At 37.2% G+C, this 26,616-nt stretch carries 29 protein-coding genes; 13 read left to right on the top strand and 16 right to left on the bottom strand.

The window, feature by feature from the left end; all coding sequences use genetic code 11:
- Positions 1-156: 156 nt before the first annotated feature.
- Both nhaC and NSQ95_RS01195 read right to left on the bottom strand, forming a co-directional pair.
- The gene (gene nhaC / locus NSQ95_RS01200; protein WP_342560140.1) at positions 157-1,542 is read right to left on the bottom strand and encodes a Na+/H+ antiporter NhaC; all 1,386 of its coding nucleotides are present in this window, start codon (positions 1,540-1,542) and stop codon (positions 157-159) included.
- Positions 1,543-2,132: 590 nt separating this feature from the next.
- Positions 2,133-3,335, bottom strand: a complete 1,203-nt coding sequence (locus tag NSQ95_RS01195) for a DUF418 domain-containing protein (protein ID WP_340886500.1) — start codon at positions 3,333-3,335, stop codon at positions 2,133-2,135.
- A gap of 112 nt (positions 3,336-3,447) precedes the next feature.
- On the opposite strand from NSQ95_RS01195, the gene NSQ95_RS01190 reads away from it, so the two are divergent.
- Together NSQ95_RS01190 and NSQ95_RS01185 are read left to right on the top strand one after the other, a co-directional pair.
- On the top strand, positions 3,448-4,149 hold the full coding sequence (locus tag NSQ95_RS01190; protein WP_340886497.1) for a response regulator transcription factor: 702 nt from the start codon (positions 3,448-3,450) through the stop codon (positions 4,147-4,149).
- A 3-nt stretch (positions 4,150-4,152) separates the two neighbouring features.
- On the top strand, positions 4,153-5,808 hold the full coding sequence (locus NSQ95_RS01185) for an ATP-binding protein (protein WP_340886494.1): 1,656 nt from the start codon (positions 4,153-4,155) through the stop codon (positions 5,806-5,808).
- Positions 5,809-5,848: 40 nt separating this feature from the next.
- On the opposite strand, the gene NSQ95_RS01180 is transcribed toward NSQ95_RS01185, so the two are convergent.
- The 3 genes from NSQ95_RS01180 to NSQ95_RS01170 are packed head-to-tail and all read right to left on the bottom strand — an operon-like array spanning position 5,849 to position 8,376.
- Positions 5,849-6,676: an undecaprenyl-diphosphate phosphatase gene (locus NSQ95_RS01180; RefSeq protein ID WP_340886491.1), complete on the bottom strand. Its 828-nt coding sequence runs from the start codon at positions 6,674-6,676 to the stop codon at positions 5,849-5,851.
- Between the two features lie 9 nt (positions 6,677-6,685).
- Complete coding sequence (locus tag NSQ95_RS01175) at positions 6,686-7,288, bottom strand: DedA family protein (protein ID WP_340886489.1); 603 nt, start codon at positions 7,286-7,288, stop codon at positions 6,686-6,688.
- Between the two features lie 5 nt (positions 7,289-7,293).
- On the bottom strand, positions 7,294-8,376 hold the full coding sequence (locus NSQ95_RS01170) for a metallophosphoesterase (RefSeq protein ID WP_340886487.1): 1,083 nt from the start codon (positions 8,374-8,376) through the stop codon (positions 7,294-7,296).
- 158 nt (positions 8,377-8,534) lie between these two features.
- On the opposite strand from NSQ95_RS01170, the gene NSQ95_RS01165 reads away from it, so the two are divergent.
- The 6 genes from NSQ95_RS01165 to NSQ95_RS01140 all read left to right on the top strand — a co-directional run bounded on the left by NSQ95_RS01165 (position 8,535) and on the right by NSQ95_RS01140 (position 12,361).
- Positions 8,535-8,882: an ABC transporter permease gene (locus NSQ95_RS01165; RefSeq protein ID WP_340886486.1), complete on the top strand. Its 348-nt coding sequence runs from the start codon at positions 8,535-8,537 to the stop codon at positions 8,880-8,882.
- A gap of 13 nt (positions 8,883-8,895) precedes the next feature.
- A complete protein-coding gene (locus NSQ95_RS01160) occupies positions 8,896-9,534 on the top strand; it encodes a PspA/IM30 family protein (protein ID WP_340886484.1) in 639 nt (212 codons plus the stop codon).
- Between the two features lie 99 nt (positions 9,535-9,633).
- The gene (gene liaF / locus NSQ95_RS01155) at positions 9,634-10,335 is read left to right on the top strand and encodes a cell wall-active antibiotics response protein LiaF (protein WP_340886482.1); all 702 of its coding nucleotides are present in this window, start codon (positions 9,634-9,636) and stop codon (positions 10,333-10,335) included.
- Positions 10,332-11,399 carry a sensor histidine kinase gene (locus NSQ95_RS01150; protein WP_340886481.1) on the top strand — a complete coding sequence of 356 codons (1,068 nt, stop codon included), beginning with the start codon at positions 10,332-10,334 and terminating at the stop codon, positions 11,397-11,399. Before liaF ends, NSQ95_RS01150 begins: the two co-directional genes overlap by 4 nt.
- A 5-nt stretch (positions 11,400-11,404) precedes the next feature.
- On the top strand, positions 11,405-12,046 hold the full coding sequence (locus NSQ95_RS01145; RefSeq protein WP_340886478.1) for a response regulator transcription factor: 642 nt from the start codon (positions 11,405-11,407) through the stop codon (positions 12,044-12,046).
- A gap of 60 nt (positions 12,047-12,106) precedes the next feature.
- Positions 12,107-12,361: a hypothetical protein gene (locus tag NSQ95_RS01140; protein ID WP_169360876.1), complete on the top strand. Its 255-nt coding sequence runs from the start codon at positions 12,107-12,109 to the stop codon at positions 12,359-12,361.
- A gap of 44 nt (positions 12,362-12,405) precedes the next feature.
- On the opposite strand, the gene NSQ95_RS01135 is transcribed toward NSQ95_RS01140, so the two are convergent.
- A complete protein-coding gene (locus tag NSQ95_RS01135) occupies positions 12,406-12,903 on the bottom strand; it encodes a DNA topology modulation protein FlaR (RefSeq protein WP_342560139.1) in 498 nt (165 codons plus the stop codon).
- 3 nt (positions 12,904-12,906) lie between these two features.
- On the bottom strand, positions 12,907-13,371 hold the full coding sequence (locus NSQ95_RS01130) for a DinB family protein (RefSeq protein WP_342560777.1): 465 nt from the start codon (positions 13,369-13,371) through the stop codon (positions 12,907-12,909).
- Between the two features lie 102 nt (positions 13,372-13,473).
- On the opposite strand from NSQ95_RS01130, the gene NSQ95_RS01125 reads away from it, so the two are divergent.
- Positions 13,474-14,412, top strand: a complete 939-nt coding sequence (locus tag NSQ95_RS01125) for a nuclease-related domain-containing protein (protein WP_342560776.1) — start codon at positions 13,474-13,476, stop codon at positions 14,410-14,412.
- Positions 14,413-15,168: 756 nt separating this feature from the next.
- Here the strand turns inward: NSQ95_RS01125 and NSQ95_RS01120 are convergent.
- From NSQ95_RS01120 to NSQ95_RS01095, 6 genes are all read right to left on the bottom strand, one after another.
- A complete protein-coding gene (locus tag NSQ95_RS01120; protein ID WP_342560138.1) occupies positions 15,169-17,373 on the bottom strand; it encodes a HAMP domain-containing sensor histidine kinase in 2,205 nt (734 codons plus the stop codon).
- A gap of 138 nt (positions 17,374-17,511) precedes the next feature.
- Entirely contained in the window at positions 17,512-18,204 is a 693-nt protein-coding gene (locus NSQ95_RS01115; protein ID WP_340886468.1) for a response regulator transcription factor, read from the bottom strand.
- A 645-nt stretch (positions 18,205-18,849) separates the two neighbouring features.
- Positions 18,850-19,029 carry a hypothetical protein gene (locus tag NSQ95_RS01110; protein WP_340886466.1) on the bottom strand — a complete coding sequence of 60 codons (180 nt, stop codon included), beginning with the start codon at positions 19,027-19,029 and terminating at the stop codon, positions 18,850-18,852.
- A 13-nt stretch (positions 19,030-19,042) separates the two neighbouring features.
- Positions 19,043-19,336, bottom strand: a complete 294-nt coding sequence (locus NSQ95_RS01105) for a YolD-like family protein (RefSeq protein WP_340886463.1) — start codon at positions 19,334-19,336, stop codon at positions 19,043-19,045.
- Positions 19,337-19,419: 83 nt separating this feature from the next.
- On the bottom strand, positions 19,420-19,641 hold the full coding sequence (locus tag NSQ95_RS01100; protein ID WP_340886461.1) for a transcriptional regulator: 222 nt from the start codon (positions 19,639-19,641) through the stop codon (positions 19,420-19,422).
- Between the two features lie 136 nt (positions 19,642-19,777).
- Positions 19,778-20,641, bottom strand: coding sequence for a S16 family serine protease (locus tag NSQ95_RS01095; protein WP_340886458.1), 864 nt, complete (start codon positions 20,639-20,641; stop codon positions 19,778-19,780).
- Positions 20,642-21,101: 460 nt separating this feature from the next.
- Here NSQ95_RS01095 and NSQ95_RS01090 point away from each other — a divergent pair, with 460 nt between their 5' ends.
- Complete coding sequence (locus NSQ95_RS01090; RefSeq protein ID WP_340886456.1) at positions 21,102-21,980, top strand: BsuPI-related putative proteinase inhibitor; 879 nt, start codon at positions 21,102-21,104, stop codon at positions 21,978-21,980.
- A gap of 43 nt (positions 21,981-22,023) precedes the next feature.
- Here the strand turns inward: NSQ95_RS01090 and NSQ95_RS01085 are convergent, their stop codons facing one another.
- The 3 genes from NSQ95_RS01085 to aceA are packed head-to-tail and all read right to left on the bottom strand — an operon-like array spanning position 22,024 to position 25,065.
- Complete coding sequence (locus NSQ95_RS01085) at positions 22,024-22,146, bottom strand: YhfH family protein (RefSeq protein ID WP_205964027.1); 123 nt, start codon at positions 22,144-22,146, stop codon at positions 22,024-22,026.
- 12 nt (positions 22,147-22,158) lie between these two features.
- Entirely contained in the window at positions 22,159-23,754 is a 1,596-nt protein-coding gene (gene aceB / locus NSQ95_RS01080; RefSeq protein WP_340886452.1) for a malate synthase A, read from the bottom strand.
- Positions 23,755-23,781: 27 nt separating this feature from the next.
- Positions 23,782-25,065: an isocitrate lyase gene (aceA, locus tag NSQ95_RS01075; protein ID WP_342560137.1), complete on the bottom strand. Its 1,284-nt coding sequence runs from the start codon at positions 25,063-25,065 to the stop codon at positions 23,782-23,784.
- A 199-nt stretch (positions 25,066-25,264) separates the two neighbouring features.
- On the opposite strand from aceA, the gene NSQ95_RS01070 reads away from it, so the two are divergent.
- The 3 genes from NSQ95_RS01070 (at position 25,265) to NSQ95_RS01060 (ending at position 26,612) form a co-directional block, all read left to right on the top strand.
- Positions 25,265-25,921, top strand: a complete 657-nt coding sequence (locus NSQ95_RS01070) for a LytTR family DNA-binding domain-containing protein (protein WP_340886449.1) — start codon at positions 25,265-25,267, stop codon at positions 25,919-25,921.
- A gap of 144 nt (positions 25,922-26,065) precedes the next feature.
- Complete coding sequence (locus NSQ95_RS01065) at positions 26,066-26,422, top strand: nuclear transport factor 2 family protein (protein WP_342560136.1); 357 nt, start codon at positions 26,066-26,068, stop codon at positions 26,420-26,422.
- 19 nt (positions 26,423-26,441) lie between these two features.
- The gene (locus NSQ95_RS01060) at positions 26,442-26,612 is read left to right on the top strand and encodes a hypothetical protein (protein ID WP_298469496.1); all 171 of its coding nucleotides are present in this window, start codon (positions 26,442-26,444) and stop codon (positions 26,610-26,612) included.
- The last annotated feature ends 4 nt before the right edge of the window (positions 26,613-26,616 follow it).

Genomic DNA, 26,616 nt, shown 5'->3' with positions numbered 1-26,616 from the left:
TATGATGTCCTTTATTTTTACATTTATATGGGCGAATTATTTCAATGAATCTCAAAGAGTTCATAATACATTTGTTCATTAACAAACAATCCAGCCCATAACTACAGTAAAGTCCTCATTACTAAATAAAATTAGTAATGAGGATTTAGTGTAAAACTATTTTCCTTCGATATAAGTTAATGTTTTTCCAGTAAATCCAAATAATATAGTCAAAATCGGGCTAAGTAAGCAGAAAAATGCGAATGGTAAGTACTCGAGTGTTGTCACAGCTAATACATTCGTTATGAAAATCCCACATACACTCCATGGTACTAGCGGGTTTACAACCGTACCAGCATCTTCCATTACGCGTGCTAAGTTTTTATTGGCCAAACCAACTTTTTTAAATTGTGCTTGGAATGCTTCTCCAGTCAATAAAATCGACAAGTACTGCTCTCCGATAAGTGTATTAACCCCAATTGCAGTAAATGCAGTTGCTGCAACAACAGAACTCACCTTCCTTAGCGAGCTTTCCACTTTCATCAGCAAGCTTTGCACGATCCCCAGTGTAAACAAAAGTCCACCCATACTTAGGGCAAGTAGAACAAGCCCAATCGTAAACATCATGCTATTAATGCCTCCCCTAGAAAGTAAGGAGTCAATTGCTTCCATACCCGTGCTAGATGTAAAACCGTAAAATAGTATATTCAATACTTCCCCAAAACTAAAAGATTGATGGAAATAGGAAATAAGTATAGCAACAACTGATGTGAAAGCCAGAGATAATATAGCAGGCACTTTCTTAATGGAAAGTATAACGAGTAAAACAAGAGGGATCAGTGTATACCAATGAATCATCCCTGTTTGGAGTAGTCCAGCTTGAAATCCATTTACTTGCTCGAGCTGTTGAAATTCTTTGTTTGGCGATAAAATTACATATCCAATTAGCGAAATAATGAATGCTGGTATCGTTGTCCATCCCATATTTCGAATATGTTCAAATAAATCTACCTGAACGATAGCAGATGCGAGATTTGTAGTATCTGATAGTGGAGACATTTTATCTCCGAAAAAAGCTCCTGAAACAATTGCACCAGCTGTAATAGCCAAAGAAATATCCATAGCGCTAGCCATTCCAATAAAAGCAACACCGATTGTAGCTACTGTTGTTAGGGAGCTTCCTATCGATAAACCAACGATACAAGTAACTAGAAATACAATAGCATAAAAAAAGTGGGGCGTAATAAATTGAAAGCCTAAGTGAATAAGTGTTGGAATCGTCCCGCTCATCATTAAGCTACTAACTAATATACCAATAAAGAAAAAGATGAAAATTGCGCCAAGACCTGCTTTGGCACCATCTGCTAGTCCTTCTTCTAGTTTTTTGTAAGGTACTTTCTTCATAAGACCATAAGTTATGAGTAATAGAATTGCCAGTAAGATAGGCATATGAGGAACTGAATCAAATTTTATGATACAAAGTGCCATTATTGCGATAATCATAGTACTAAGTAGTGCCGCCTCCGAAAATGAGGGGGAGATCGTGGAACGAATACGAAACATTGTATATCCTCCTAATAATAGTTTTTAGGAATGAAAAAAAACCTTCCAATCCCTATAGCTAGGGACGAAGGAAATCTCCGCGGTACCACCCTATTTGTCGAACATGGTGTATGTTCAACCACTTCATTAAAATTGAGTTTACTTAATTGTTGTAATTCATCTATCATGTTTACCTGAACTTTCACCAACCGTTCAGTCTCTTTTTGCTGGGTACATGCAGATTACTAGGACAATCACTCATACATATTCCACTTTCGCGATTCAACGCTTTCAATCGCTAAAGTTAATAGAATTTTATCATGTTTTACCGTACTGTCAAGATGTATTATGTTAAATGCATTATTAACGGGTATGTTTAATGAAAAAGACAGAAAACCATTAATTTTAACGTAGCCAAAAACAAAAGGATGACCCCTGTGAAAGAAGTCATCTCTTAATCATAAAAAAATATAATAACTGCTAGTACTGTCACTAAAACAATACGATAAACCTTAAACAGGATTTAATTAATTTGCAATTTCTGTTTAGCAATTATAAGTTCGCTCTAATTTATTGGTATTGGAGCCGTAATCCAAAACCTTAACTTCTTGTTATGCGAGCACTTTTTCTACCTTTATCTTCTGCTTTTTCGCTTTTAAATCTCCTCTCCAGGATAGATTTGTTCCCATTCTAATAATCATCTCTAAAGGACCTCGTTTAAATCTTTTTAGATAAAAATAGCTGCTTATGCACTGAAATACAAAAAGTATAAGAACAAGAAAAATACTGTTTAGCATTCCCAATGTTCCAAACTGACCCAAGCCGTATCCATAGAAGACAAAGGTACATACTATGCTTTGTGAAATGTAATTAGTTAAGGAAAGCTTCCCTGCACTCTCTAAACCAAGGAATACTTTACTAGCAGAAAACTTTCTAAATAGAAGAGCAAAAGTACCAATGTAAGCTATAGAAAGAAATTGTGCTCCTAAATGCAGAAAAATGTCTGTCCAATTGGAATCATCCCCAAGTATAGCTAATGATTTTAGCAATAGTCCTATCGGCAATAGTGCCATACTAAGCTTATACCACTTCTCCTCCTGTTCCATTTGTTGAAATAACCCACCTTTTGCAGCTGCCATTCCGAACAAAAACATTGGAGAGGTCAAAAGCGGTGCAAATAACAGCATAAACAGTATTAAGAAGGCCGTTTCCAACTCATCGTCCGTAAACAAGGGGCTCTCATTATTTCGATGATCCTTTATTTCTTCGTAAGAACCGCTTTTGTAGATATCATATGTTTTTTCTATGTAGTCAGAAATTCTTTTCTCTTCCTCTATTGATTGCTCTACTACACCATAACCGGCTGCCCCAGTCAGAATGAATAAAACCACTCCCCAGATGATTAACGTTTTCTTTTTTCTATTAAGAAAGAGTAATAGGAAGATACCCATCATCCCGTAAAAGGCCAAAATATCTCCTTCCCACAAGTAAGTCGAATGTAATAGACCTAATGAAAAAAGCAGTAAAAAACGTCTCCACAGGTGTCTTTTTACTTTTCCATTTTTATTTTTGATGGATTCTGCTAGTTTAATTAGCGAATATCCAAATAAAAAAGTAAAAATGGGCATAAAACTTCCTTCTACAACAATTTTTAGAAAAGAATATAATCCTTTATCTGTATCCGACAAAGAAAAATAACTAATTTCATCTTTTCCCCAAATACCGTAATGAAAGATTAAAAGATTGGCCAATAATATACCAAACAAGCTTAATCCTCTTAAGGCATCTATAAAGCTTATCCTATTTGTGTTCAACTAAAAAACCCCCTAAAATTTTCACCTTCTTAATTAGTATAAAATGGTAAGCTTATAATATATTGAAACCGACCTTAAAGAAACCTTAAATATTTATAGGAGTGAGTTAATTATGGAAGATACTAATATATTGATAGTGGAAGACGAGCTTGCCATCGCTGAAATGGTAGAAATCATTTTAAGAAGAGAAGATTTTCGTCATATTGATATTTGTGAAACTTATCAGAAGGCCAGTAGTTATATTTCCACTAGTCTTTATGATTTATATATACTCGACATAATGCTTCCCGATGGAGTAGGACTTGATTTAGCTAAACAAATTCGCTTAAAATCCAATGCTCCTATATTTTTTCTAACAGCAAAAGAAAGCGATGCTGATAAAATAAGAGGATTTATGAATGGAGCTGATGATTACATAACCAAACCTTTTAATCCATTGGAGTTAGCGGCCCGAGTTAAAGCACATATGAAACGCTATACTTCTGCATTTAAACCTTCTGATGAAAAGGTATATAAATTCGGCAATTTTATGTTGAATAAAAGTAGCGCAGAGCTAACTGTAAACGGAGAAAAAAGTATTGTTACGGGTAAACTATTTCATTTACTGCTTCTTTTTTGTGAAAATGCCGGACAGATTTTATCTAAGGAGCAAATTTTTCTTTCTATCTGGGGAGAAGACAGCTATATAGATGACAACACAATAATGGTACATATACGGAGACTCCGAGAGAAAATTGAACAAAACCCTAGTAATCCTCAACAGTTGGTAACTATTAGAGGGATTGGCTATAAGCTCGTTAATGAGGAGAAATAAGGTATGAGACTTTCGAGTAAACTATCATTACGATTTTTAATTTATTTTGTTGTATTCTATGCCGTATTATTTTTAGTGACATTTGGGATGTTCGCTTATATCATTTACGATTTACTTTCAAAGGAAGCTATCTCAGATATTCGTGCATTGGATACCTTTGAAATAGAAAGTGACATTCAGAAACAAACAGATGGTAGCTATATATTTTCGGAGGACTTAGTAAAAATGGCCAAACAAAACTCCGGCCATGTATACCTTGTAGACGAAGTAGGGAAAATTCTTGTAGCTACTGACCAAGAAAAACTGTCTTCACACTCTATTGAATGGACTGCCATACAGAAACAAGATCATGTTGTTTGGGAGTTACCAGATCAGCTTTTCATGATTTTCATAGAAAACCATATGGTAGAGTCGTTACTTGATAGGCTTTATATAAATAATGAAATTCAAATGAATGACGAGCTAGAAAAGGAGTTTTCAGCTGTAGATGCAGCAGTAGAAATATACAATTCCAATGGTACAAGAGAAGAAATCATTTATGGAGATACACATAAAGCATTAAGTAGCATGGAAATAGTTACGAATAGTCAGGACTACTTTGAAAGAAAAGAAGTTACAGCTTTCAAAATGATGGGAAATGGAAAAGTCCTAGTAGTACGAATGCCTAATATGAATTATCATCCCTTTGAGCCGGCCTTAGTAGATACGATGAAAAAGCTAGTGTTCTCCATTTTAGCATTTCATCTCTTTCTGTTCATCTTTACTATTCTTTTTTCTATCTGGCTTGGATATCGATTTGGTCGTCCTTTGCTCTACTTCTTGCATAGAATTGAAAAATTAAGCGTAAAAGACTACGAATCGCCACATGATAAAAAATTACGTTCGCCAAAATCCGGTAGATTTAAACGAAAATACCGTATATACGAGGAAGTGGATAAGTCCCTAGCCAAATTAGCAAATACATTAAAAAGTAACGAAGAGAAGATAATAGAAACGGAAAAACTAAGAGAGGACTGGATTACTGGGCTTTCTCATGATTTAAAAACCCCTCTCAGTTCAATCTATGGATATTCTACCATGCTAGCTTCCTATGAATACTCCTGGTCGGCTGAAGAGGTACAACACTTTGCTAAAACCATGCAGGAAAAGTCTATTTACATGAATGCCTTAATCGAGGATTTGACTTATACTTACCAGTTGAAAAACGATGCAATTCAACTTAACAAAGAAAAATTAAATCTCTTTAAATTTTTAAGATCCTATGTTATCGCCAGTCATTGGAATGATGTTCAAGAACCTAGAGGGAATAAGGATCTTACTGTTTATTTAGATGCAAAGCTATTTGAACGGGTTCTCGATAATCTTGTAGGAAATGCAGTAAAACATACTCCGAATGGCACTAACATTTACTTGGAGATTTATGAAAAAGATAGCGTAGCCTGTCTTGCAATTCGAGATGAAGGCCCTGGTATTCCAAAGGTAGTTTTAGACAACTTGTTTAACCGTTACTATAGAGGAACAAATACAACTTCTGAAACTTCGGGAACTGGGCTTGGTTTAGCAATTACTAAACAACTAATAGAAGCACATAACGGTACTATAAGGGTAGAATCATTAAACACCGGAACACTAGTGACTGTTATTCTTCCAAAGGAATAATAAAAAGCATTGGGAACTCCCCCAATGCTTTTTGGTATCTTTACAAAAATATAATACCCGCTAATACAGCCGCTAAAACTATTCGATAAATAGCGAACGGTGTTAGTTTAACTTTATCAATTAGTTTCAAGAAGAAGCGAATCGATATTAAAGCAAATACAAATGCGCTGACAAAGCCCACTGCATAAAAGCCAAAATGATCCATCTCCACGTACTCCCAGTTTTTCAAAAGGGATAGAAAGCTTGCCCCTGCCATAATTGGCACAGCCATGATAAAAGTAAAATCTGCTGCCGTTTTATGATTCATACCTAATATTACGCCACCGGAAATCGTTGAACCAGAACGAGAAAATCCTGGCCACAATGATAGACACTGTATAAGCCCAACAAGAATCGCTTGCTTATATGTAATCTTGTCTAGTGTGTTCGTTTTTGGATGTTTAGGTCCAAGTTTATCAGCAACAATCATAAGGATTGCACCTAGCACTAATCCTATTAATACAGTCTCTGTTGTAAATAAATGCTCATCGATGTAATCCTCAAACAATACACCAAGCACACCAGCAGGGATAAGCCCAACAATTACATGAGTCAGCTTTAGCTGTCCCCCTTTAGGCGCATCCTCTATTTTATATAAGCCTATTAAACTCAATAATCTTTTCCAAAAGACAACGACTACAGCGAGAATTGACCCAAGCTGAATAACAATTTTGAATGTATTAGCTGAGTATTCTCCTAAAAAGTCTTTTGTTTGAAGCCACATATCATCCACGATAATCATATGACCAGTGGATGAAACCGGAGCAAACTCCGTCATACCTTCTACAAAACCTAATATTAATGCTTTAAATAATTCTAGAATTTCCATAAGATCTCCTTAGTCACGTTTTTTAAAATACCATACTAAAAATGCAATCCCTACTATTGCTATAAGCACATAAACTATGTTCGAGTAGATATCCATATACCCTACGATATCTTCCCAGTTTTCACCTACTGCAGAACCTACAGAAACTAAAACTGTATTCCAAATAAGTGTACCTAGTGTAGTAAATAGAAGGAATAGCCAAAATTTCATATTTGACATCCCTGCTGGAATAGAAATAAGACTTCTAACCAATGGAATTAGTCGACCAAAAAATACAGCCCAAACGCCATATTTGTCGAACCAGGCATCCGCCTTATGAATATCTTTTATAGTAAGTCTCAAGAATTTACCGTACTTGTTCACAATCTTTTCTAAACGCTCTACATCTAGTAATAGACCAATCCCATAAAGAATTGTCGCCCCAATTACCGACCCCGCAGTAGCTGCTAGAATAACACCTACCTTGGTCATCGAAGTTGTAGTTGTCATAAATCCTCCAAGCGTTAAAATAACCTCTGAAGGTATCGGCGGGAATACGTTCTCTAACAATATTAATAAAAATACGCCAAAATATCCAAACTGGTTCATCCAGTCTGTAACCCATGCTTCCATTATACTTACACATCCTCTAACTTAATCTCTACCGACCATAACTCTGATTGACTACCTAATCGAATTGGAGGTCCCCAAAATCCAAATCCGGAAGATACAATCGCATGCATATTTCCTTTTTTCCTATACCCGTAATCTAGCTCAAAAATTCTTTGGGTAAACAAATGATTTGGCCACATTTGACCACGATGGGTATGACCCGACACGTGAAAGTCTACCTTCTCCCTCTCAGGGATGAGTAAATTAGACGGTGTATGATCCATTACAAGCCATGGCAAATTGTTTTGTTTTGGTGCCAGTTCGGATAGTTCTTTTCTATTTCTATTAGTTAAGTCCTCACGTCCTGTCAAATAGAACGTGTCTGCCACCATGATTGTTTCATCTAATAACATCTTTACATTAGAAGCTTCCATTTCCTCCACAAGTAATGGAATTTTCTTCCCATAGTATTCATGGTTTCCTAGCACCCCATAATTACCATACGTAGATTGAAGCTGCTTCATCACCTCGGACATACCCTTTTTTACAAACCATATTGGGTCATCGTCCACTATATCTCCAACTAGTAATACCAAATCTGGATCTTGTTCATTTGATTTTTTTACAAATCTTTGTAAATGCACTTTATTGGATAACAGACCCAGGTGAAAGTCAGATGCAACCACCACTTTCAACTTGTCCACTGCTGCACCCTTTTTAGGCATGGTAATAGTAAGATTTCGGACTACTGGTGAGAAGGCATTATATGTTCCAAGCAACATGATCAAAACAAAGATTAGCAAAACGATTCCACCAATCGGCTTTAAATACTCTGGGAAAATCCACACAAGTATACTTGCAATCGGGAATAAAAGAATTCCATACTGCATGATTATAAGCCAATAAGAACCTATTATACTAAAAGTTCTTAGTCTGTGGTCAAGTCTTGCAATAATAATTGCATAAGCAACTAAAAACCAAATCCCCATGAAAAGCCCCAGATTAATTGAGAAGAAAGCTTCTAACCATGTCCACACACTCCAGCCAAAATAAAAAACAATTGCGGAATAAATAAGGATCGCTAACGTTATAAAGCCATTTTTTTTCATTTGAGTTCTCCATTTTGTCTTTTCCCATTAGTATAGCAGATTTGCGTAATTTACTCCTTCTCAGCCTTAAGACCGAGGAGAAAATCATGTTTAAGCCCGTTTAGCAAAACATAAGGAGTTGGTAAGCTATAGATACAGACGAGAGGAGGAACAAATATATGAAAAAATTTGGTTTAGTTACACTTGGGATAATTGCAGGAATTGCAGCATTGGTGAATCTTGGTCCGTTATTAGGATTAGGGATATCCGCATTGTTCGTCATGGCAGGTGTACATTTCTACTTAAAAAGCGATTCAAGCCTACTAAAAATCTTTTGGGCAACAGTCGGTATTATTGGTTTATTGACAGCGATTTCTAATATACCAGGATTTGTTGGTATCTTATCAATCGTAGCTTTATACTTCATCTGGAAAACTTGGAATAAGGAAGATCTTTCACTATCTTTACAAAAAAAAGATGATCCATTCGTTAATTTTGAAACACAGTGGAACGAACTTAATAAATAAGGAGGAAACAAACATGACATCATTACTACAACGATTAAAGTATTCAGTTAAGGCAGATCTACACCAACTATTTGATAAAAAAGAAGAAAAGAATCCAATCGCTATGCTCAATCAATACATTCGAGAAGCAGAGAAACAAACAGAACAAACCGGTAAATGGCTAGAGCGCCAAGGGAAATTAAAGCAAGAGCTGGAAAAAGAATTGGCTGAAACATTACAGATGGCTGAAAAACGCAAAAACCAAGTCGAACTAGCTAATGCTTCAGGCGAAGAAGATTTAATTTCCTTTGCACAGGCAGAGGTTGATGCCTACAACGAACGTGCAACAACTTTACAGACTAGCATTCATCAAACTATGGAGGAGCTTTTCGGGTTAGAGCGCAAATATGAAGAGATGAAGCACAAAGTGAAGGATATGAAGGTCCGCCAACTGCAGCTGATGGGCAAAGAAAATGTTACTCGTGCCCACCACCAAATGGATCAATTGTTAAAGCCTGAAGAAAAGCAGAAAGGATTCGGTACTTTTCAAGACATGGAACAATATATCGAACGCCTTGGACAAAAAATTGAAAAAGAGCATGAAATCACTTCCATGGAGCAACGTTTAGAACAATTAGAAAAAAACGAACAACCAAAGGCAGAAATTGTGTAATATATAGTAAAAGGTTGTCCATTTTATAGGACCAATGAGGGGAAGGCAAACGCCTTCTCCTTCTCATGCATTACTATGCGAAGAAGGGAGAATACAAGCATGAAAGAAAACCAAACAAACAAGCTAGCTTTTTTTCTTATTTGTTTTGTTTTTCTCATTTTTATAGAAGCTACTATATTTGGGAACGGCAATATTATATTAGTCCTTCTTGGCATAGGAATGATGTACTTTAGCTTACGGAAGCAATCGAAATATATGTTCTGGCTAGGCTTTATATTTCTGATTTTAGCCATCTTTTCTATGTGGAGCCTACGATTGTTTTTAGTAGCTATCCTTGTCTATTCCCTTTATAAGCTTTGGAAAAACGAACCTATTAGCCAAGTGATTAAACCGTTTGGCAAGGTATATGAAGAAACACCAAATAGTATAATCCAAAACAAGCTATTTTCATCACAATCAACGCCATTTCAAGCCTATGAGTGGCAGGATGTACACGTGCAAAGCTTTTACGGAGACTATGTAATTGATGTCACTGAGACAGTGCTACCAAAAGGCACCTCCCTTATTTCCATTCGACAATCTTTAGGGAAGGTTACTATACATGTTCCATACGAGATTCCAGTTCGCATACATTACACTACCGTAATTGGTGAAGCACGTATTCTTTCCCGCGGGGTTCAGCGTCTATGGAACCAGACTGTCCTTGTAAAGGACGGTTACCTGGAGGAGGTTTCTCATCCAGCAGAGCTACTGATAACTGTATCCACGTGGATTGGTGATGTTGAGGTGATCCGAAAATGAAAATATTTCTAGGTCAAGGAATCTCCCTCTTTTTCTATCTAGTTAGTATTATTGTGTTACTTTTATATGTTGTCTGGGGATGGCCAAATGACGAAGCTTGGTGGTCATTGTTAAACCAGACATATGCACAAATACCTCTAGGCGTGTGGATAATAATTGTGCTAGCTTTTATAAGCTTCGGATTTTCATTGAACACACTTCAAAAGGTGCGCGGTCAAGAAAAGAAAATAGAAACGAGCTTACGCCCATTACTTGCAGAAACGTTTGAAACGAGCAAGAAAAAGTATACACAAACCAAAAGAATGCAGGCAACTGTTACTCAACTAGAACAGCTAATCCTGACCCAACGAAAAACATTACAGCGTATAACAAATGAAAAGGCTGAAACACAGGACAGAATTATTCAGGAAAGACTAGTCCAAGAAAGACAAAGATTGGCTAGAGAGCTTCATGATTCCGTATCCCAGCAGCTTTTTGCAGCATCCATGCTTCTATCTACCATGGTAGAAATAGAGGAATCTAAAAATGGAGAAGTCCCAAAAACCTTGATGCAAACAGAGAAAATTGTACAGCAGGCTCAATTAGAAATGCGCGCGCTACTTCTCCACCTACGCCCAGCAGCTTTACACAATAAAACCTTAAAGGAAGGCTTAGAGGAGTTACTTCAGGAGCTTCAAGAGAAAGTGTTTTTTACCATACACTACCGATTAGAGGAGGTTTCCTTGTCTAAGGGCGCCGAGGATCATTTATTCCGAATCGCACAGGAAACCTTATCAAATACACTAAGACACGCTAAAGCAACTGAAGTAGACATTCTCTTCGTTGAAAGAGACAATCTCGCTATTTTCCGTGTCCAGGATAATGGTGTTGGTTTTGAAGTAGGGGAAGGTAAAAATGGCTCTTATGGAATTCAAAGTGTTCGAGAACGAGCCGTCGAGATTGGTGCTACATGCAAAGTCGTATCCGTTCCCTCTCAAGGAACAATTGTAGAAGTGAAGCTGCCTATTGAAAGACCAGTAGTCCAGCCTATAAATATAGATATTAAAAAGGCCACGGAGGAGTGAATAGAATGATTCGCATTTTGCTAGCCGATGACCATGAGATGGTCCGTATCGGCGTTTCAGCTTACTTACAGGCTCAACCAGATATGGAGGTTGTAGCAGAGGCAGTAAATGGACTAGAGGCAGTCGACTTGGCTCTCAAGCATCGACCTGACATTATTTTAATGGATATGGTCATGCCTATTATGAACGGGGCAGAGGCTACTCGGGAAATTATTAAAAAATGGCCTGAAGCTAAAGTGATGGTGGTCACTAGCTTTATCGATGATGACAAGGTGTATCCTGCTTTGGAAGCAGGAGCGATCAGCTATCTCTTAAAAACGTCCAAAGCCTCACATATTGCTGATTCAATTCGTAAAACTTTAAATGGAAATGCCGTTTTAGAGCCAGAGGTCACTAACAAGATGATGTTACGAATGCGACAAGGATCTGGTCGTTCATTACATGAGGATTTGACTGATCGTGAACTAGAAGTGCTTCTTCTCATAGCCGAGGGCAAAACAAATCAGGATATTGCCGATACTTTATTTATTGCGCTCAAAACAGCAAAAACGCATGTCAGCAACATCTTATCTAAGTTGGAGGTAAATGATCGTACTCAAGCTGTTATATATGCTTACGAGCATAAGTTAGTCTCTACAAAAAAATAACCAAACCTCCTCGGCTATCATATGCTAATGAAAAGACAGCCAAAGGATGATAGACAACATATGACTCCTAATAACAACGACAAACCTAGTGAGCAACCTAACCTTGGCGCTACCGTGGACTTCTTGGGCTCTGTCGTCATCACATTAGGTTTCCTCATTGGTACTATTGGAGAAGGTATCACCCTCCAAGAATCCTTAGAAGAAAAGAAATCTGAAAAAAACTCTAAGAACAATCAGAAACTGCAGCTCTCTCAAATAGAAAAAAAATTAGACCAAGTGATTAAAGAGCTAGAAGCATTAAAGAAAAGGAGATGATCCTAACCATCTAAGGGTCATCTCTTTTTGATGTTTTAGCGTATTTAAAACAATGCTATTATTTTTCGGAAATCACTTGTTGATAGTAGTGCTACTTTATTATCATACGTATTAAACTTCTTAAGAAATTCAGGTTTCATTTGTTTTTCAAAGTACCTCGTCCATTGAAACATTTTTAGAAATATAGAAAAGGTTGGCTGGTAGTTAGCCTTTTCCAATCCAAGTGCTTGACGAGTAAACCTCTTTACAATTCGCCAATGTCTTATAGCTACTGGAATATCTAGAAATAAAATATAATCGGATGCCTCTAAACCAGGGTCCGTCCAATCTATATGAACTCCTTCGATTACCCACTGCTCCAATTGAATTGCACTTTTAAGTAAATCGTCTCGTTTTTCCACAGAATTTCTAATGTCCCCCTCAGGGCGTCTGGTCCAAACAAAGTTATCTGTTTCAAAATGAGGTATGCTATAATACTCTGCTAACTGTCGACCTAGTGTTGTTTTTCCACTTCCTACAGAACCCACAATATATATTTTCATCTGTTACTCCATATTTGCTTGATTGATCGAATGAATGATTCCTGCATGTACCCCTTCATGCCAAACAATGAATTGTACAATTGCCTCTACAGTTTCCATGCTATGTAGATTTCCTATCTCTAACGTATCTATTAAATAATCTTGTAGTTTTGGTGCTAAAAGTGCTAACACACGGTCTAACTGGTCTTTTAAACTAACTACTAGTTCTTCTTTTGAAGGAGGGATCTCCTGCCAATCTTCCGGATCTGTGCCTGGTGCAAAAAAAGGTATCCATTCTGGATGTACTATTTGGTAGGCAGGGATTGCTTTTTGAACTAAAATCTCCATTTGTACAAAGACATGTCCGACATTCCATCGAATGGTGTTAGAGAATCCTTTAGGCTTTACATCCCATTCATCTTCTCGGCATTGTTTGATTCTGCCAAGTGTGTAGATTCTTGCAAAGTTTAGTTGGTATAAAGATTCTATTGTACTCCCCCCTTTACTTTGAGTATATCATTTATGGGAAAATTCTGTCTCCTGATACTTGTTTTCTATTATACGAAGTGATATGTTTTAAAAAAAGGAGAGATTACTATAGACCAACCCCGTGGCATTCCTAAAACAATTGAAGTTTACAAACGATCTATTCATCGACTTCCTAATCAACATTCGCTTACTCCCCTTCTAGAAAATCGCATTTATAGTCTGGAAGCAGGCTACGCTGGCGAAACATACGTTGATAACTTTTTAAAACAAATCCCGTTTTCTAAGCATTACGCTATTTTAAAGGATCTTCACCTTCCCATTTCTGACTCGAGCTACCTTCAATTAGATACCATAATCCTCACTCCAAAATATTTAGCCCTCCTAGAAATCAAAAATATTCGAGGAAAAATCTCTTTTCAAAGAAACCCTGAACAACTTATACGTGAAATCGACGGTGAAACCACTGCCTTTAAATGTCCTGAGCAACAGATCATACGACACGCCCAAAAGCTAACATTCCTATTAAACTCCCTCAAAATTCAGCTTCCTGTGAAAAGTTTTATTGTTTTTGCTTCCACGAAGACCATCGTTATCCAGCCCCCTAAATTAGTGAAAGCCGTCATGGGCTGTGATATTGCAACTTCTATAAATTCCCTACACATTCTCCCTGATGTCCTGTCCGTAAATAAATTTAAACATCTATTAAATTATTTAACGTTGCACGCTACCGAGTTCATACCAAAACCTCTATCTCATATCCATCCCTTAGACCTTCAGGACATTAAGAAAGGTTTGCTATGTGGAAAATGCTTTCAATTTGTAGAAGGCAATTGCCCATCATGTGGTACATTAAAAAAAATAATGCAACATGATGGCTTGGAAGATTGGTTTTATCTATATAAAGAAACAATCTCCAATAAAGAGTGCATGGAATTTTTAAACCTAAAAGACAAGCATGCTGCTTCATACTTATTAAGGAACTCTAGATTATTTCCCATCAATAATACGAAAAGTCGTTACTACGTCATTCAAAAGAAATAAAGATTCACGAACGAGCAGTAGTTTGAGCGAGGACTAGGTATGCCGTTCAGTAACTAGGAGAGGTTCGACATAGCAAGTCACTAGTTTAAACCAATCCCGGCCTGAGTCTCCTCCCGGAGATGGATTACAACAATCAGCCGCTCGTTTACTACAATCAAGCTCCACTTTACGACAATCAACTAGTTTTTTACTACAATCAATGACCAAACTCTCTTCCCATCTATCGATTACAACAATCAGACGCTCGTTTACTACAATCACGCTCTACTTTACGACAATCAACTAGTTTTTTACTACAATCAATGACCAAACTCTCTTCCCATCTATCGATTACAACAATCAGACGCTCGTTTACTACAATCACGCTCTACTTTACGACAATCACCTAGTTTTTTACTACAATCAATGACCAAACTCTCTTCCCAACCATCGATTACAACAATCAGCCGCTCGTTTACTACAATCACGCTCTACTTTACGACAATCAACTAGTTTTTTACTACAATCAATGACCAAACTCTCTTCCCGACCATCGATTACAACAATCAGCCGCTCGTTTACTACAATCGAGCTCTACTTTACGACAATCACCTAGTTTTTTACTACAATCAATGGCCAAACTCTCTTCCCGACTATCGATTACAACAATCAGCCGCTCGTTTACTAAAAACACGCAACAGAGTATCCTCCTAACTAAGACCCAATCCCTTCACAACAAAAAACCCTTCCACAAGGGAAGGGTTTTCGATTTTCTTATTAAATAACTGGTATTTTCACAGTTACTTTAAACAGATCTCCGTCTACTTCGGTTACCAGGCTTCCTCCATGTAAGTCTACAATAGATTGAGCAATGGCAAGGCCTAGTCCAGAGCCCTCTGTGTGACGGGATGTGTCTGCACGCTTAAATCTCTCCGTAAGCTCTGCCACATCATCGCCCAGCTCATATTTCGCGATATTTTTAAACACAAATACTGCGTGGCCATCTGATTGGTCTAAGTTTATATATACTCTTGTATTAAGCAGAGAATACTTCAATGTATTTATAATTAGGTTATCTAGTACTCTCCACCACTTCTGACCATCTACATAGGACATAATTGGTTTTGTGCCGATAGTCACTCGGTAGTCAAGTCCAGACTTATCGATATCCTCTTGATGTTCAGCAACTGCCTGCTGCAAAAGCTGAGTTAAATCGACCTTACGTTTGTCTAACTCCATATTTCCTGAGGCCATTTTAGATACCTCAAATAAATCCTCAATCAATGTTTTTAGCCGTAATGATTTCTTATCTAAAATCGCTATATACGAAGCTCGCTCTTCCTCCGTAATATCGGGATTTTTCAAAAGATCCGTGTACGTAATAATAGAGGTCAATGGCGTTCTTAAATCATGGCTTACATTAGTAATTAGCTCCGTTTTTAGGCGCTCACTTTTCACTTGCTCTATTTGTGAAGTTTGTACGCGTCCCCTTAAGTCATTTACATTCGATGCAAGCTTAGCAATCGGTGATCTTCCCTTCACCTTAATTTCAGAACCATCATTGCCCTTGACCATCTCTTCGGTTTTCCCAATAATACGATTCAAATAAGCCATTCTAGATAATAAAATAAATAGAACAGGGATACCTATAAATAAAGTACAAGGAATCCATAATATGATTAGTTCCGGAACATTTGCGATTAAGACCGTACCTACCCCCCAGAAAAATACTACAATTAGCATAATAATTGTTTGTACTCCAATGGATCGATTTAGGAAAAACCCTTCTAACGATTTAATCCCATGAACTGTAAGACTGTTTTTCCAGTCAGCTGTACTTAACGATTCTTTTAGCCACGGAATTTGATAGAGAGTTGCTGCTGTTAAGATAACCGCAATAATAAATCCACCGATTGGTATATCATATCCTCCATAATGGAAAACTGACAGTATAGCTTCCTCAGTAAATAAAATTGCTAGGAATCCACTAACAAAGATTAATACTATCTGAACATCAATTGGCAAGCTTTCATATTTTGCTCTTCCTTTTTCAAAAATGAAAGATTTACGATTCTTTCTCCATTGAAACACAAACAATACTGCTGAAAGAATCCCTACTACAATGACACTATAAAAAATTAGCTGTCGTGTTTTAAAGTAATTGTACTCATACGATCTATTTCCACTAAGCATACTTGCTTCTGATATGGCAATGGTACCTTCAAAGCGAGTATATCGACTTCCAAGAGTGTCACTTAGATCCCTATAAGTGCCGTCGTAATAATCTTCATTAATTGCTGGTGAATACGTGTTAGGCTCCTTTAAATAGCCATTATCACTAGAGTACACTTTCTTAAACGCCATTTTCTTTCCGATTGTTCCGTTTGTGAATACCTCTCCGGTTTCTACATTTTTTAACTCGTAGTTAAAATCATCTTTCTCATTTAATAAATGGTTTTTTGCTTTAGCTACGTTTTGGAAATAAGCATCCACTTCTTCTTCTTTTTCTTTTCGTATTTTTTCTTCTACGTATTCATCGCTTTCAAAATTCTTTTTAATGTCCGCTATCTTAGCATCTCGTTCTGCTATGAGACTCTCCCTAACTGTGTTTTGTACATCCTTCTCCTGTGCTGCATCACCCTCGGCAGATGTCTCTGTCGTAGTTACAGAATCTATCCTATCCTCATAGTTACTCTCAATAGAATATATTTGATCCTCCAAATTTCCATAACGATTACGATGCTCTTCAATTTCACTAGAGGTAACTACTATATTTTTCTTTACTGCTTCTATATCTGGGACAGCCAACGCTAACGGAACAAGCGCAGATTCAAACTCATCTAATTCTTGTTGAAAGCTAGAACTATCGAAATAGTTTTTCCCTATATACTCTCTACCTAAATTTGTAAGAGTAATGAACGCACCAACGGCTATCACTACCAACACACTCAATAAAATTACTTTTCCTAGAGGGCGCTTCATCTTGCTCCTCCTTTCATTAATTCAACAATGTCTGTAAAGGTTCTGCTAATCTCCATGATGGGAATGAGCTGAGATGTACAATAAAATAAACAAATTGCTCCGCAAAGAATAGCGCCTATAGAAAAAAGAAAACTCCATTTACTTGTCGATTTTATAGCCAACTCCCCACACCACCTTTAAGTATCTTGGATTTTTAGGATCTGCCTCAATTTTTTCTCGTATTTTACGAATATGAACAGCCACAATATTCTCCGCGTTGTATGCTGGTTCATTCCATACTCGTTCATAAATATCGTGAATAGAAAAAACTCTTCCTGCATTGGTCATTAACAGTTCTGTTATTTTATATTCAATTGGGGTTAGCTTTACCGCTTCTCCTTCTACAGAAAGCTCCTTTGCCTCCTGATTTAAAATAAGACCATCCACTTCTATCACCGCTTGCCTGCCCAGATACGTCCCTAGCTTTGTGTATCTTCTGAGCTGTGACTTAACTCTGGCTACAAGTTCCATAGGATGAAATGGCTTCGTTACATAATCATCTGCACCTACAGACAAACCGTGAATTTTATCTGAATCCTCTGCTTTAGCACTTAACATAATAATTGGTATATTTCTTTGCTCTCGAATTTTAAAAGTAGCAGAAATTCCATCCATTTGAGGCATCATGATATCTAATACAATGACATGAACCTCGTTTTCCTCTAGCAACTCCAGTGCCTCTATCCCATTTCCTGCCTTCAACACACGGTAGCCTTCATTTTTTAAATAGATCTCTATTCCATCTCGAATGTCTTGATCATCATCCGTCACTAGTACAGTAAACTCAGGCATCTCTTGCTACCTCCTCACGTTTGCTTTCTTATGATTCTTATTGTAACCTTCATTTCTTAACATTCCAGCAGTATAATTCTGAAGAAAATCTTAAGAAATTATTTTGTTTATGGCTATGTTAAAGAGTAGGGTTGATTTATGATGCATAGAAAAAGAAATCTTTAAGTCAGAGAGTAGAATTGATCACCGCACCAGCCGGAAGCTTTCTTCGGGGTGAGCGATAAGCCATCACCCATCGCTTACGCGCGTGGATGTATGTCTTATCTGTCTCACTCATCCCGTAGGAGTAGCCGTCTGGCGCTCCAATCAATAAATGGGAACAGCTTTAATGCATCGATAAATTGCTTATAAATTTACTCGCATAAACAAAGCCGAAAAACTGTACCCAATCCCAATCCCAATTTCATCATCTATTTATGTTCTTAATAGCCATTTGAAAGTTCCTTTTTTAATGTTTACAGTCACTATAAAAAAGAATTGTTTGTCAAAATCAACCAATAACTTTAACAAAGCTTGGTTTATTTATATATTGTTGCACTCTAAGGTTTTGTAAGCTTAACTAAATTATCGGCATAATAAAGTACATTCAAAATAGAATAGAGTATTTTCTTTTGCACTCACTATTAAAAAAATCCACCTACCTTTTTACAGGTTGGTGGATTCATTACACGTTTCTTCTATACTAGTGCAAAGCTCTAGGTCAATGTCCTGGTAACTTATATCGCTAATCCGCTCTATATAAGAATTCACTACTTCACCAGAATAATTTTCAAATAATTCATTTACTAATTGATCTAGCTCTAATTGTTCCTTCGTTTTGCTCATGATTAGTCACTCCTTAGTCCATAATTGTTATATCTACAATTTCTTCTAGCTTAATAGGTATTAAATAAAATGGATCGTGAAGATGAATTGTCCTATGCTTTGCATCTATTTCTTCAATAGTACCCCTGTTATAAATATAGTGACCATTTTTCCAGCGTTTGATCTTCGTATCACCTTTAGACGTATAGGCTAACTCAAGCGTCTCTGATATCATGACATAATCGTATTCTGTCAATACTGGCTTAGGCTCTTTCTTTACCTCTTCATAATACTCACGAAGTAGTGAGACATGTTCTGGAAGCATCATAGATGTCCCCCATTTAATATTTCGGCGAGGATCTAAAGGATATTTAGATTTTTTAATCCCTTCAAAAAACTTATCATGAATATTCATATAACCTCACGTTCCTTTTGAAGAATGGGAACAAATGCTAGCACATTTTCTATTTTAAAGATCCTTTTCGTACCTCTTAAAAAGCAATAAGCCTGAAAGGATTCCTTAGAGACACTTAGCACCTTAACTCGTCTCTTACTGATTTCACCATTGTGTTTCATGTAAATCATTTCAGATAACTGATTGGCTTTCATTGACTTCAAAATTATTATGCGCACATTCGTTCCCTCCTATTACTTTTTAGTATACGAACATTTGTTTGTTTTTACAACTTGAAATTTTAGGGAAATGAAATTTTGTAAAGAAAAAAACGCCACTATGGGCGTTCCTAAATAATTTAAAGTTCCTATCAATCTACTTTTTATATTTTTCGTTCAAATCATTAATTACTTCAATTGCTTCCTCAACATGCTCGACATCAAAAACTTCAATATTTAACTTTAACTCTCTTTGAAGGGTCTCTGCTTCTTTTGCGTTTTCGCTCGGTATAATAATAAAAGGAAAACCATATTTGTTAACATTTTGCAGCTTTTCTCTCAAGCCTCCAATAGCTAAAACATTTCCCTCTGCATCAATGGCACCTGTAATAGCCAAACGTAAATCATTTTGTAGTTCACCTTTTATAATGAGCTCAGTTAACAGCAAGCTTAGCCCTGCACTGTCTCCTATCGCTTTATCATGCTTGAAATATTCTGTAAGCCTTGCTTCTTCTTTACCAAAGTACAGTTTTAAGTTCTCTCTCATCTCTTCCTTCGGCGTTTTTTTAAGTTGTAGCCACTCAAATATTGTCCTGTTCTTATTTTCGTAAAGAATTTCATTCGTTATTTTAGCAACGTTTATAACCTCTAGATCAGGGTGATTTCTTAAATACTTCCGGACCTCCTGTTGGCTTTTCATGTTATCTAGAGGCTTGTAAGAAACAGAAACTATAAAGATTCCTGAACCTTCTACTGTCTGTCTTGGTTCTACATATAAGTTTGCTACGTATGTTTTTGTAACGAACCCTAGAAGCGGAAGCTCATAACAAAATAGAAGCAATAGGATAGCTAGAGCAATAGTAAGTTGTTTTTTGGTCTTCTGTTTTCTTCGAAATATGAAGATGGAGATAATTAGCATAAATAAACTAAGGAGCAGTAAAACTAAATACGAGATACCATCTATAGCGTCTCGAAGGAATAAACCTAGTACTAGAAGATAAAATACGATAGTAATAATCACGGGGATAACATTTAGTGATCGAGTATAATTTTTCGATATAGTGGTCCAGCTCCTTCTTAAAAGTCTATACTAGTAAAGGGAAAGATCCTTTGTTAAGTTATGCATATGATTATGTAAGTAATGATATTCTTTTTCATCAAATGCCATATAAGGGGCTCAATTACGTAATAGCGTTTCACAGATAAATTTAGAATCTATATTTGATTTGTAAGACGGAAAATATCATATTGGGCAACCCACGAAAATCCGTCCGAGTAGAAATCATTTATTTAATTATTAGAGGTAAATACTTACTTTCAAAGACTTTAAACAACAAGTCCAGGATACAGTAAGAAATAAAGTATTTATAACACATTTAAATTCCATTATAATCCTATTAAGGCAACTTAACTATCACTTTTTCGTATATCTGAAACTTTCTGGAACAAAAACGGTCTAATATTCTAAAGGAGTGAACAAGATGAAAAAAATGCTTTGGAGTATGTTAACTATTTTTACGATCTTATTCCTTGCAGGCTGCGGTACTAGTAATAATAACGATGACCCTACAACAGGCAGTGGAGAGCAAGAAACAGAGGCGAAAATTACTACTCAATTAAAGGTGGATGCTACTGGAGAAGCAAATCTCCTTATCAAAAACCCTACCAAGGAAGAAATGACATTAACCTTTCCAAGTGGTCAAGAAGTGGAGTACCAACTACTAGACCAGGATAAAAATGTTATTTATACGTATTCTGCCAATAAAAATTTTACACAAGCAATTCAAGAAAAGAAAATACAGCCTAACGAAGAGATTTCCGTTAACCTAGATTTAGAAAACGAGCTTGCAGATGTACCTGCTGGAAAGTATAAGCTAGTTGTTTGGTCTTTGGCATCTGAACTGAGCGAACAAAAAGTGGAAACAAATTACGAATGGGCTGGAACTGAACAAGCAGAAGAAAATGCTCCTCCTGCTGGTGAAAATGGTAAAATTACTTTATACAAAGAAGATGCTAATGCAGAATTTGTAGAGCCTTACGAGGTGGAAATTGATCCATCTGGAGATAAAGTGAAGCAAATATTTGAAGAAATTGACACAACAAATGTAGGATTACTAGAATATCGTTTTGAGAATGACGAGAAAAAACTAGTTTTAGTAATGGATAAGGCTACTGAAAATGTTCAAGGAACTGCTGGAGAATACCTATTTTTAGGCAAAGTCCTCCATTCTTACTTTGAAAACTACCCTAAATTAGAAGAAATTGATTTTGTTAAAGAAGATGGTACACCTGTTGAACTGTCACATATGGGAGCTGTATCCACATTCACACGCGATGAGCAATATACAAAACCAAATTAATAAAACAAAAGAGCTTGGATCACCTCCAAGCTCTTTTTCTAGTTTATTCACTTCTATCATTCAGACAGCGTTCACATTCAAATAATGGAGATTCGACTTGCTCTTGGATGACGCATCCACATTCGCGACAAATCTTTGGATTTTTTTCACTCGTTGGCTTATTCATTCCAATCACCTCCTATAATTTTGCATAGCCTGGAATAGTTAAAAATTCAATGAAGTTATCCTCTTTCACTAATGTCAAAAATAGCTCTGCTGCTTCCATATATCTACCGTTCAAATAGATGTCATTACCGAAGTCAGCTTTTAACTTCCCTAGCTCCTCTGTTAATACCTGCTCTACAAGTGGCATTGTAATTTTTCGCCCGTCCTCTAGCTTTCCTTCTGGATGTCGAACCCATTGCCATACCTGTGTACGAGAAATTTCTGCAGTCGCTGCATCCTCCATCAGGTTGTTAATAGGTGCAGCCCCGTTGCCTCGTAGCCATGAAGCAATGTATTGAACTCCAACGCTACAGTTTAGACGGAGTCCTTCTTCGGTGATTGTTCCAGCTGGGACTTCGAGAAGGTTGTCTGCAGTTACCTGAACATCCTCTCGTTTACGGTGGATTTGGTTAGGCGTTGGCATATACTCGTCGAATTGCTCCCAAGCAACTGGTACAAGTCCAGGGTGTGCTACCCAAGTTCCATCGTGTCCATCCGAAGCCTCTCTTCTTTTGTCTTCTCGAACCTTTGCAAATGCCGCCTCGTTTGCTTCCTCATCATTCTTAATAGGAATTTGAGCTGCCATTCCCCCGATAGCTGAAGCATTACGTTTATGACAGGTTTGAATACAAAGCTGTGTATACGCTCTCATAAATGGTGACGTCATGGTCACCTGGCCGCGGTCAGGTAAAATGACCTCTGGTTGGTTGCGAAGACGTTTGATATAGCTAAAAATATAATCCCAGCGTCCACAATTTAAGCCTGCAGAATGATCTTTTAATTCGTATAAAATCTCATCCATTTCAAAGGCAGCCATAATTGTTTCTATCAATACCGTTGCTTTTATAGTTCCTTGTGGAATACCTAGCTTCTCCTGCGCAAAGATAAAGATATCATTCCACAGTCTTGCCTCTAGATGACTTTCTAGCTTTGGCAGATAAAAATATGGTCCTGTTCCACGTTCGATTGCCTCTTTCGCGTTGTGGAAAAAATATAATCCAAAGTCAAAGAAGCTACCAGAAATCGGCTTACCATCTATATGAATATTCTTCTCCATCAGATGGAGGCCACGAGGACGAACTAATAACACTGCTGTTTCATCCTTTAAGTGATAACTTTTTCCAGTCTCAGGTTGCGTATAAGAAATTGTCTTTCTTACTGCGTCTCTCATATTAATCTGGCCTTCAATCATATTCTCCCATGTAGGAGATGTTGCATCCTCAAAGCAGGCCATGAATGCTTTTGCTCCAGAATTTAGGGCATTAATAACCATCTTTCGATTGACTGGTCCAGTAATCTCTACCCTTCTATCCTGTAAATCCTTAGGGAGTGGAGCTATTGTCCAGTCCCCTTCTCGAATATGCTTTGTTTCTGTAAGAAAATCTAATTTTTCTCCATTATCTAGTCTTTCCTGGCGATCTCTCCGAGCAATGAGCAAATCCTTTCGTCGATCATCAAATGTTTGATGAAGAGAAGCGACGAATTCCAATGCTTCTGGTGTTAGAATCTCATGTATTCCTTCCACATCATTACCAACAATTTCAATCTTTTTTTCAGTTATTTGTTCCATTCCTTTACCCTCCCATTTCTTCAATGATCAAGCAAATTGTGCTGTTTCAGTTGAACCTTTCATGGCAGTCGTAGAGGAAGTACCACCGGAAACGACTTGAGAAACCTCATCAAAGTATCCAGTACCAACCTCACGCTGATGTTTGGTAGCAGTATACCCCTTTGATTCGTTCGCAAACTCTGCCTGTTGCAATTTGGAGTATGCAGCCATCCCTTTCGTTTTGTACTCATGAGCAAGCTCAAACATGCTGTGGTTCAATGAATGGAATCCAGCAAGTGTAACGAATTGGAACTTGTAGCCCATCTTACCTAGCTCTACTTGATACTTAGCAATCGTCTCTTCATCTAAGTTTGCCTTCCAGTTAAATGATGGAGAACAGTTGTATGCAAGCATTTTATCTGGATATTGAGCATGAATTGCATCCGCAAATTGCTTTGCTTCCTCTAGGCTCGGGTGGGAGGTTTCGCACCATACTAGATCTGCATATGGAGCATAAGCCATTCCACGAGCGATTGCTTGTTCTATACCAGCCTTCGTACGATAGAAGCCTTCTGGAGTTCTTTCTCCCGTAATAAATTCATGGTCACGTGGATCAATATCACTTGTCACCATGTCTGCAGCGTCTGCATCCGTACGTGCGATTAAAACGGTAGGGACGCCAGATACGTCAGCTGCTAAACGAGCTGCCACTAGGTTACGGATAGCATTTTGTGTTGGAAGAAGTACTTTACCTCCAAGATGACCGCACTTCTTTTCTGATGCTAGCTGGTCTTCTAAGTGAACGCCAGCTGCTCCTGCTTCAATCATTCCTTTAATTAGCTCAAATACGTTCAGTGGGCCACCAAAACCTGCTTCAGCGTCTGCCACAATCGGTGCGAACCAGTCAAACTCATCCTCACGACCTTCAGCTTGGTCAATTTGGTCTGCACGCTGAAGTGCTTGGTTAATACGCTTCACTACTGCTGGAACGCTGTTTGCCGGGTAAAGACTTTGGTCTGGGTACATTTGACCGGAAAGGTTTGCATCAGCTGCTACCTGCCAGCCACTCAAGTAAATCGCTTGTAGTCCTGCTTTTACCTGCTGTACTGCCTGGTTTCCAGTTAGAGCTCCTAAGGCATTTATAAAATCTTCTTTATGAAGGGAATTCCATAGACGTTCTGCTCCCTTGCGCGCTAATGTATGCTCGATTTGTAGTGATCCACGTAACTTAATAACCTCTTCAGGAGTATAAGGACGTTCTATTCCCTTCCAACGGTTATCCTCTTCCCATTGCTTTCTAAGCTCTTCTACTTGCTGTTGTCTGTTTGTCATTATTCAACACACCTCTCCACAATTTTTTGATAATTAAAAATATGTCTTTTTTACTGTATCATAACAGTGCCTTTTCTTGTAATCTAATATATAACAGAATGGTTTATTCTGTATCGGTTTTTGGATAAGATACTTTTTTTCAAGGACGAACAAGAAATAAGGCAGACGAATGGTAAAAAAAGAACTTGGAGGTGTATGAATGGAAATAACGAAAGACCAATTAAAGAGGTATAGCAATCTATTAGAAGAATGGATTCCTAAAGAGGCTTCCATTGCAATTGCCGTTAAAGACCAGTACATCTATTATTATGCAGGTGAGCATGACCTACAATTGCAGGAAGGACAGAAGGTTCAGCCAGGAAGTATTGCTGATTTAGTTTTTAAAAATGGCTGTCGAACAGAAGCTGTATTAGACGATAATTTGTTTCAAATCCCTTACTACGGAGTAGGCTATCCTATCGAAATTAATGGCGAAAATGCTGTATTAGTTGTTATCCTCCCACCAAAGCATGCTGTTCCAAAGCAATCCCTGGTTCGATTTCTTACAGGAAAAAAAGAAGAAGAGTGGAAGCCTGTACCTATTGAAAAAATAGAATACCTGGAAAGCTTGCAAAAAAAGATTTGGTTTTATGCAGAGGGTGACGCTTACAAAACGACTCTCCCTTTAAAGGATCTTCAAAGAAAATTGCCTGATAATTTCATAAGAATACATCGTTCTTATATCGTTAATATCTCATTTATTGATCGAATCATTCGAGACTTTTCCTCCAATTTATTAGTTGTATTAACCGATGATACAGAATTGCCGATTAGCCAATCTTATATGGCTGAGGTGAGGGCTGTTCTAGGATTTTAAAAGAAGAGGTCATAAGCCTCTATCAATAGACATAAATAAAAGAGCTACCATTTTAGGGAAGCTCTTTTTAGGTTGCCAAATACCATTTGTTTTCTACAAACAACTTCTTTATTATAAAAATAAGTAAACTGTCGGAGGATAATCATGGAAATTCTAAATACGTATATAGCAGCCACGAACACGCATGACTTTGAACAGGTCCGTAAAGTATTGCACAACAATGCCGTTTACTTTTTCTCCGATCAAACCTGTACTACTCATCAAGAGATACAGAATAACTTTGAAAACGCTTGGACGGTTGTAAAAGATGAAAACTATGAGGCTCGGAATGTCCATTGGCTCCATCAAGGTGAAGACTCAGCGACATGTATCTATACCTATTTTTATGAAGGGTACGTAAATGGTGAGTATGTTAATGGTGAAGGCAGAGCTACAAATGTATTCGTAAAGAATGAAGGAGATTGGAAACTCATTCATGAGCATTTAAGTAACCAATTATAATAAGAAAGGAGAAATTTGATTGATGAACACGTTTATTGCAATTATCCCTTTAATTCTTTTCTTTGCATTCTGGTGTTTTGTTATTTGGTTTATCATTACATTAGTACTTTCGAATAAAGAGCGTAATGAATTATTAAGAGAGATTTCTAGAAAGCTCGATAACCTCCCCCATTCTAACAAGGCAGAATAAAAAA

This window comes from Psychrobacillus sp. FSL W7-1457 (assembly GCF_038593405.1).
Taxonomy (GTDB): Bacteria; Bacillota; Bacilli; order Bacillales_A; family Planococcaceae; genus Psychrobacillus.
This window is presented reverse-complemented; position numbering and strand designations above follow the sequence as displayed.

What these genes read in the sequence shown, in the direction of transcription:
- nhaC (WP_342560140.1), bottom strand. Translation starts at nt 1,542, where the DNA reads ATGTTTCGTATTCGTTCCACGATCTCCCCCTCATTTTCGGAGGCGGCA.
- NSQ95_RS01190 (WP_340886497.1), top strand. Translation starts at nt 3,448, where the DNA reads ATGGAAGATACTAATATATTGATAGTGGAAGACGAGCTTGCCATCGCT.
- NSQ95_RS01185 (WP_340886494.1), top strand. Translation starts at nt 4,153, where the DNA reads ATGAGACTTTCGAGTAAACTATCATTACGATTTTTAATTTATTTTGTT.
- NSQ95_RS01180 (WP_340886491.1), bottom strand. Translation starts at nt 6,676, where the DNA reads ATGGAAATTCTAGAATTATTTAAAGCATTAATATTAGGTTTTGTAGAA.
- NSQ95_RS01175 (WP_340886489.1), bottom strand. Translation starts at nt 7,288, where the DNA reads ATGGAAGCATGGGTTACAGACTGGATGAACCAGTTTGGATATTTTGGC.
- NSQ95_RS01170 (WP_340886487.1), bottom strand. Translation starts at nt 8,376, where the DNA reads ATGAAAAAAAATGGCTTTATAACGTTAGCGATCCTTATTTATTCCGCA.
- NSQ95_RS01165 (WP_340886486.1), top strand. Translation starts at nt 8,535, where the DNA reads ATGAAAAAATTTGGTTTAGTTACACTTGGGATAATTGCAGGAATTGCA.
- NSQ95_RS01160 (WP_340886484.1), top strand. Translation starts at nt 8,896, where the DNA reads ATGACATCATTACTACAACGATTAAAGTATTCAGTTAAGGCAGATCTA.
- liaF (WP_340886482.1), top strand. Translation starts at nt 9,634, where the DNA reads ATGAAAGAAAACCAAACAAACAAGCTAGCTTTTTTTCTTATTTGTTTT.
- NSQ95_RS01150 (WP_340886481.1), top strand. Translation starts at nt 10,332, where the DNA reads ATGAAAATATTTCTAGGTCAAGGAATCTCCCTCTTTTTCTATCTAGTT.
- NSQ95_RS01145 (WP_340886478.1), top strand. Translation starts at nt 11,405, where the DNA reads ATGATTCGCATTTTGCTAGCCGATGACCATGAGATGGTCCGTATCGGC.
- NSQ95_RS01140 (WP_169360876.1), top strand. Translation starts at nt 12,107, where the DNA reads ATGACTCCTAATAACAACGACAAACCTAGTGAGCAACCTAACCTTGGC.
- NSQ95_RS01135 (WP_342560139.1), bottom strand. Translation starts at nt 12,903, where the DNA reads ATGAAAATATATATTGTGGGTTCTGTAGGAAGTGGAAAAACAACACTA.
- NSQ95_RS01120 (WP_342560138.1), bottom strand. Translation starts at nt 17,373, where the DNA reads ATGAAGCGCCCTCTAGGAAAAGTAATTTTATTGAGTGTGTTGGTAGTG.
- NSQ95_RS01115 (WP_340886468.1), bottom strand. Translation starts at nt 18,204, where the DNA reads ATGCCTGAGTTTACTGTACTAGTGACGGATGATGATCAAGACATTCGA.
- NSQ95_RS01110 (WP_340886466.1), bottom strand. Translation starts at nt 19,029, where the DNA reads ATGAGCAAAACGAAGGAACAATTAGAGCTAGATCAATTAGTAAATGAA.
- NSQ95_RS01105 (WP_340886463.1), bottom strand. Translation starts at nt 19,336, where the DNA reads ATGATGCTTCCAGAACATGTCTCACTACTTCGTGAGTATTATGAAGAG.
- NSQ95_RS01090 (WP_340886456.1), top strand. Translation starts at nt 21,102, where the DNA reads ATGAAAAAAATGCTTTGGAGTATGTTAACTATTTTTACGATCTTATTC.
- NSQ95_RS01085 (WP_205964027.1), bottom strand. Translation starts at nt 22,146, where the DNA reads ATGAATAAGCCAACGAGTGAAAAAAATCCAAAGATTTGTCGCGAATGT.
- aceB (WP_340886452.1), bottom strand. Translation starts at nt 23,754, where the DNA reads ATGGAACAAATAACTGAAAAAAAGATTGAAATTGTTGGTAATGATGTG.
- aceA (WP_342560137.1), bottom strand. Translation starts at nt 25,065, where the DNA reads ATGACAAACAGACAACAGCAAGTAGAAGAGCTTAGAAAGCAATGGGAA.
- NSQ95_RS01070 (WP_340886449.1), top strand. Translation starts at nt 25,265, where the DNA reads ATGGAAATAACGAAAGACCAATTAAAGAGGTATAGCAATCTATTAGAA.
- NSQ95_RS01065 (WP_342560136.1), top strand. Translation starts at nt 26,066, where the DNA reads ATGGAAATTCTAAATACGTATATAGCAGCCACGAACACGCATGACTTT.